Raw genomic sequence first — 5,948 nt, forward strand, 5'->3', positions numbered from 1 at the left:
ATACATTATGACTTTTATGAATATATGTGCTCAATTATTACACTTTTATCTTTAACGAAGCAGAGCTTCGGGGAATATATCCCATAGAGATTAAAAACAAAAAACAAATTGTTAATAACCCACCAAGATGGAATGGCATTGTCATTGCGACACTCTTCTTTCCAGAATTAAAAGAAAAAGTTTATCAATTGGATGAACTTATCAATTATCAAAACCTACTTTTCTTAGAAATTTGTTCTTTGGAAGAACTTACGCAGAAACTTGAAACACAAAAGTTATTCATGGAAAACTTAAAAAGCACTACGAAATTAATAAAGGATATTTCTGATATAAGCCAGCAAATAATGATTGACTTCTCAAAAAATGATTAACCATAGGTTTTATTACATGAAATAGTATTTTAAATTTCTAACTCTTCTCATCTGATTGTTTATATGGCTTCTGTTTTCCGTTTTTTCCTCTAAATAATTCTTTATTGATTTTTCATAATCTTTAAAACTCACTCCTTCCTCTAATGCATTTATCATCATCTCTTTTGCTCTTTTTTTATCATTTGAGTGACCTGCAAAAATCAAATCTTGATCACCAAAACACCCTGCAATTTTCTCTACAAATGACATAATTCCTCCAATATATTTATGTTAGGTAATCCAAAAAGTATAAAAATAAACTCTACAAAGAACCTTACAAAAAAACTCCAATGGCATAAATTCCAAGTGCTCTGGATAGACCCTCATCACGATTTCACCGGAAACAATCGTGATCTGACCTGCTCCCAGGGAACGGCTGTGGATGGGTCAGCGCGATGCTCGGCAACTCGGCGATGCAACTCATCCTTTTGCGCCTGAGACAGCCCAATCGTATCTGACGCTTCGGTGGCAATGCTGTCCCAGATGTCTTCTACAAGCTGTATCCGCTCGGAAACGGAAAGCTTCATGCATTCAGTCTTGATGGCAGATGTTGACATAGTGGTAATATCAATTCAAAGTCAATATTCATTCAGTGCTCTCTCCGAACCGGACAACGGGTATGCTCGCAGAGACAACAACATTACACCTGCAAAATAGAAATAGTCCGATGATCTTTCCAATGGAAACTTCTTCGCTACTCTGAAAACCTCAATCTCCCACTCACTCCGCCAACCCCCAACTCACCGCTTCGGGTTCGCGGGCGATGACGGTTAGCAGCACTCGCGCCGAGCGTTCCGGGTTGCGGCGTTTCTGCTCCCGATCCTACACGGCGCGAATATTTCACCTGGTTATCATTATTTAGCTCGATTCGGAAACTGATTGCCTCTGTGTTTGATTTTGTTGTACATTATTGCGTAACACATAAAGTACACTATCATGATCGCAATCAGCACAACCGAACTGCGCAAAAACCTGCGGAAGTATCTGAACCTCGCCCAAAAGGAGCGGGTCATCATTCAGTGCGGGAAAAGCGAAACCTACGAAATCATTCCCGCCCGCAAGATCAGCGACAATGACTCCTGTTTTTCCAATCCGGAACTTCTCGCCGCACTGAAAGAGTCGGAAGAGGACATCGCCGAGGGACGTGTCCGTGAGATCAACGACAGCAAGGACTTATGGGAAAATATTCCATCATCGTAACCCGAAGGGCCGACAAAGACCTGAAGCACTGGCGTCAGAGCGGTGACAAGGCCGTGCAGCGCAAGATCGAAAAAATCTTCGACGAACTTCGCCAACATCCAACGACAGGAACCGGCAAACCGGAACAGCTCAAAGGCGACCTGTCGAAATACTGGTCGCGCAGACTGAACAAGAAAGACCGGATCATCTATCGCATCGACGACAACATTGTCATCGTTTACATCCTTTCCCTCCGCGGCCACTACGACGACACGTGAAACTGATTATCTGACCAACAAAAAATCGCCCCCGCCCCTCCGCATTGCCGAGCCGGGCAAATTACGCTATCTTGCTCTCATCCCGTTTCCATCAGTTCCGAAAGCTTTGTAAAGAGTTGAAATACTTTACGTTATCGACAGTTTTACAACCTATCCGGAGGCCAATCATGTCAACGATCAACGTTGCGTTCTGGAATGTCCAGAACCTGTTCGATACCACGGCGTCGGCCATCGCGACCGACCTCGAATTCACGCCTGAAGAGGGGTGGACGGAGGAGGTTTACAACATCAAGGTGGACAATATCGCCAGCGTCATCCGGCAGATGCACGGCGGCGCGGGGCCGGACTTGCTCGGGCTGTGCGAGGTGGAAAACAAGGGCGTGGTCGATGACCTGCTGGCAAAAATCGGGCGCGACGACTATCGCGTGGCGCATGTCGAGTCGCCGGACATCCGAGGCATCGACTGCTCGCTCATCTACTCGTCGAAGGTGTTCAAAAAGCCTCCGGCAAAAGATATTAAGGGCCATCTGGTCAACTTCCGGTTTCCGACGCGCGACATCTTTCAGGTTCGATTGACCCTCAAAACCAGCGGCGCGGAGCTCAATGTGCTGGTCAACCACTGGCCGTCGCGCCGGGACGGCCAATACCATGAGATACTCCCCAAAAATAGGACGGCTGGTTAAATTGGATCAACAAAAACCCAGCAGTCACTATGAAACAAACACGCCGCAAGTTTACGCCTGAATTCAAAACAAAGGTCGTCCTGGAAGCCCTCAGTGAACGGCTTCCCATGGCAGAGCTCGCCCAGAAGCATGAGCTTCATCCGAACCAGATCACTCAATGGAAACGGGAGTTCCTCGACAAGGCCTCCGATGTCTTTTCGAAAGGTGAAAAGGCTAGGAAAACCGAGCAGGATTATCAGCAGGAGAGCGAAGAACTCTACAAAATCATCGGCCAATTGAAGGTTGAGGTCGACTGGCTCAAAAAAAAATTGCAGTCGTAAAATCGCTCTCGGAACGACGCTCCATGGTTGAGAAAGAACATAGCGGTATCAGCATGCAACGGCAGTGCGACCTGCTTTCGATCCACCGATCAGGCCTGTATTATCAGCCGATAAAGACCTCGAAGCTGAATCGTGAGCTCATGCGGCTGATTGATGAGCAGTACCTGCTGAGGCCATACTACGGCGTTTACCGTATGTGGCAATGGCTGAGTATGGACAAAGGCTACAAGATCAACCTCAAACGGGTACGGCGGCTCTATCGCCTCATGGGTCTGGAAGCCATCGGCCCCAAGCCGAACACCTCGAAACCGGCGCCGGGCCATAAGGTCTATCCGTATCTGCTCCGGGGACTTGCGATCAAGCACAGCGACCATGTTTGGGCAACTGATATTACCTATGTACCGATGGCCCATGGCTTTATGTACCTGATGGCCATCATCGATCTGAAAAGCCGCTATGTGCTGAACTGGTCGGTATCGAATACCATGGACGCCAAATGGTGTGCCGAGGTCTTGCTTGAAGCCGTGCGGTTGCACGGGGCACCCAAGATTCTCAACACCGATCAGGGCAGCCAGTTCACCAGCGAGGTCTTCACTGTTGCTGTTATTGATAAGGCCAAGTCGAAACTCTCCATGGATGGAAAGGGCCGAGCAATTGACAACGTCTTCATCGAACGGCTATGGCGGAGCGTCAAGTATGAGTACATTTACCTGAACCCACCAGCCGATGGTCTCGAACTCTACAAAGGCCTGAAGCATTGGTTCAACGACTACAACACGGTTCGTCGCCACAAAGCGCTTGATGGTCAGGTTCCGGCAAAAGTCTATTCTGCCAATAAACGACTGATTCCGGAAGCCGCATGAACAAACTTATTTTCTCTCGATAGCTGTCCTATAACTGGGGAGTACCTCACCAGTCCGAGCCGCTCCGCATCGCCGTGGCCGAGCGTTGCGGCCAGATCGTCAACGAGCTGCTCAAGCTCGACCGGCAGGCGTACGCCGAGGTTCCCGACGTCGCCGGGGAACTCGAAAAGCTGAATGCGCGGTGGAACCGCAACATTGTTCTGATGGGCGACTTCAACGACGATCCGTTCTGCCGCAGCGTCACCGACTACCTCTTGGCCTCGAAGGATCTCGACAAGGTCGAGGAGCTGGTGAAGGCCTCGCCGAACCACCAGATTCCGTCCATCGAAGCCTACATCAAGCGCCAGCCAACGCTCTTCAACCTCTCGTGGCCGATGCTCGCCCAACCGGACAAAGGCACGATCTTCTTCAGCGGCGAATCGGCCAACACGATGAATCTGTTCGACCAGTTCATGGTGTCGCGCGGACTTTTTTACGGCGAGTCAGGCCTCCAGGCAAGGCCCAACTCGATGCAGATTTTCACCACGCCGGAAATGGCTCCGGGCAACAAGCAGCGCCCCAAGGCGTTCGACAAGCAAACCAGGAAGGGATTCAGCGACCACTTCCCGGTCGAGATGATTATCGACGTTTTGTAGGATTTTTAGCGGCGGCGTTCCGACAGTTGGAGACGCCGCCCCTGCAAATCGATAAAGGACAAAAAGGAGGACAGGAGCAACAGCGGAAAAACAAGGGGACAATTTTCGTCATGCGTTATTCTTCACACGCTCACAGGCAGGAGTGTTGCTCTCCTTTCTGCTTTTGCTTGTCCGGAAAAATCAGGCGCTGGTTCATTTCGAGCGACGGTTCGGGCACTTCGGTACGGCCCACGATGTGCGCGGGTACGCCGGCGACCGTGTAGTGCGGCGGCACGTCATCGAGCACCACGCTGCCCGCGCCAATCTTCGCCCCTTCGCCAATCTTGATGTTGCCGAGAATCTTGGCGCCCGCGCCGATCATCACCGACTTGCTCACCTTCGGGTGGCGGTCGCCACTCTCCTTGCCGGTGCCGCCGAGCGTCACTTCGTGCAGAATCGACACATTGTCATCCACCACGGCGGTTTCGCCGATCACCAGGCTGGTGGCGTGGTCGAGCAGAATGCCCTTGCCGATTTTGGCCGCCGGGTGAATATCGACCGCGAACACCTCCGACATGCGGTTTTGCAGAAAATAGGCGAGCGATTTGCGTCCGTTCTGCCAGAGCCAGTGAGCCAGCCTGTAGGACTGGAGCGCCTGGTAGCCCTTGAGAAAAAGCATGATCTCGAAATAGTTCACCGCCGCCGGATCGCGCTCGCGGGTGGCCTCCATGTCGCAGGCGGCGTAGCGGACGGAGTCGGGACTCTGCCGGTAGAACTCCTCGAAAATCCCTTCGAGCACCGGCGGCGGAAAGTGCTTCGAGCCGAGCTTCACGGAGAGCAGCATCGCCAGCGCCGGGGCGAACTCCTCATATCGCAAAATGTGCTGTTCGAGAAACAGCCGGATTTCAGGCTCGCGCTCGCATTCGAGACGCGCCTCTTCGAGAATCAACGACCAGATATCCTGTACGCTCATAACTTCCTTGTGGATGGATTGCGGCAATGCGAAACAACTGCTTGCCGCATCATGCAATAAAGCGCCGCCCGCAGCTTAAAGGTTTCCCGCTCGCGACCAGCGGCGCTGACGACCAATGTACGCAAAACAAGGCAAACCACCCGCTTGCCGCCATTCCGGATCATCCCTCGAAAACCACCCGACGCTCCCGGTCGATAACCTCCATGTTTTCCAAAAAATTTTGCGTACAATTGGCTACAGCTTTACGAAAACGACACCGCTCGACACCATGCTCATCTCAAGGAAAATCGAGATCGACTACGGCCACACCCTTCCCAACAGCTTCAGCTTCTGCAACCAGTTGCACGGCCATCGCGGCGTCATCGTGGCGACCGTCGAAGGGCCGGTCATCGAGCGCCATGGCGACGCCGAAGAGGGCATGGTGATGGACTTCAAGTTCCTGCGCCAGATCATGGACGAGCACATCCACGACCTGCTCGACCACGGCTTCGCGGTCTGGAAAGAGGACAAGGAGGATCTCGAATTCATTCTCAGGCGCAACAGTCGCGTGCTCGTCACCGACGAGCCGCCCACCGCCGAATACCTCGCCAAATGGGCCTTCCGCCAGATCGAAGGCAAACTCCCCGAA

Annotated in this window: 11 protein-coding genes; 8 read left to right on the forward strand and 3 right to left on the reverse strand. The window is 51.7% G+C overall.

Features of this window, described 5'->3' with window-relative positions; all coding sequences use genetic code 11:
- The first annotated feature begins 26 nt into the window (after window positions 1–26).
- Window positions 27–371, forward strand: a complete 345-nt coding sequence (locus tag EST62_RS10620) for a hypothetical protein (protein WP_129052058.1) — start codon at window positions 27–29, stop codon at window positions 369–371.
- A gap of 12 nt (window positions 372–383) precedes the next feature.
- Here the strand turns inward: EST62_RS10620 and EST62_RS10625 are convergent, their stop codons facing one another.
- Window positions 384–620 carry a hypothetical protein gene (locus EST62_RS10625; RefSeq protein ID WP_129052059.1) on the reverse strand — a complete coding sequence of 79 codons (237 nt, stop codon included), beginning with the start codon at window positions 618–620 and terminating at the stop codon, window positions 384–386.
- A gap of 116 nt (window positions 621–736) precedes the next feature.
- Window positions 737–967 (reverse strand): addiction module protein, encoded by a 231-nt coding sequence (locus tag EST62_RS10630; RefSeq protein WP_209019435.1) that lies wholly within the window; start codon window positions 965–967, stop codon window positions 737–739.
- Window positions 968–1,346: 379 nt separating this feature from the next.
- Between EST62_RS10630 and EST62_RS10640 the strand changes: the two genes are divergently transcribed.
- The 6 genes from EST62_RS10640 (at window position 1,347) to EST62_RS10665 (ending at window position 4,368) form a co-directional block, all read left to right on the forward strand.
- Window positions 1,347–1,610 (forward strand): hypothetical protein, encoded by a 264-nt coding sequence (locus tag EST62_RS10640; protein WP_129052060.1) that lies wholly within the window; start codon window positions 1,347–1,349, stop codon window positions 1,608–1,610.
- Window positions 1,586–1,867, forward strand: coding sequence for a Txe/YoeB family addiction module toxin (locus tag EST62_RS10645; protein WP_129052061.1), 282 nt, complete (start codon window positions 1,586–1,588; stop codon window positions 1,865–1,867). Before EST62_RS10640 ends, EST62_RS10645 begins: the two co-directional genes overlap by 25 nt.
- A gap of 167 nt (window positions 1,868–2,034) precedes the next feature.
- The gene (locus EST62_RS10650; protein ID WP_129052062.1) at window positions 2,035–2,550 is read left to right on the forward strand and encodes a hypothetical protein; all 516 of its coding nucleotides are present in this window, start codon (window positions 2,035–2,037) and stop codon (window positions 2,548–2,550) included.
- 29 nt (window positions 2,551–2,579) lie between these two features.
- Complete coding sequence (locus EST62_RS10655) at window positions 2,580–2,870, forward strand: transposase (protein ID WP_129052063.1); 291 nt, start codon at window positions 2,580–2,582, stop codon at window positions 2,868–2,870.
- 23 nt (window positions 2,871–2,893) lie between these two features.
- Window positions 2,894–3,733 (forward strand): IS3 family transposase, encoded by an 840-nt coding sequence (locus EST62_RS10660; protein WP_129052064.1) that lies wholly within the window; start codon window positions 2,894–2,896, stop codon window positions 3,731–3,733.
- A 74-nt stretch (window positions 3,734–3,807) separates the two neighbouring features.
- Window positions 3,808–4,368, forward strand: a complete 561-nt coding sequence (locus EST62_RS10665) for a hypothetical protein (protein ID WP_167599316.1) — start codon at window positions 3,808–3,810, stop codon at window positions 4,366–4,368.
- A gap of 130 nt (window positions 4,369–4,498) precedes the next feature.
- Here the strand turns inward: EST62_RS10665 and cysE are convergent, their stop codons facing one another.
- On the reverse strand, window positions 4,499–5,320 hold the full coding sequence (gene cysE / locus EST62_RS10670; RefSeq protein WP_129052065.1) for a serine O-acetyltransferase: 822 nt from the start codon (window positions 5,318–5,320) through the stop codon (window positions 4,499–4,501).
- Between the two features lie 268 nt (window positions 5,321–5,588).
- On the opposite strand from cysE, the gene EST62_RS10675 reads away from it, so the two are divergent.
- A partial coding sequence (locus EST62_RS10675; RefSeq protein ID WP_134751624.1) for a 6-carboxytetrahydropterin synthase occupies window positions 5,589–5,948 on the forward strand: 360 nt, incomplete at its 3' end.

The sequence above is a fragment of the Chlorobaculum sp. 24CR genome, from assembly GCF_004118635.1.
Taxonomy (GTDB): Bacteria; Bacteroidota; Chlorobiia; order Chlorobiales; family Chlorobiaceae; genus Chlorobaculum.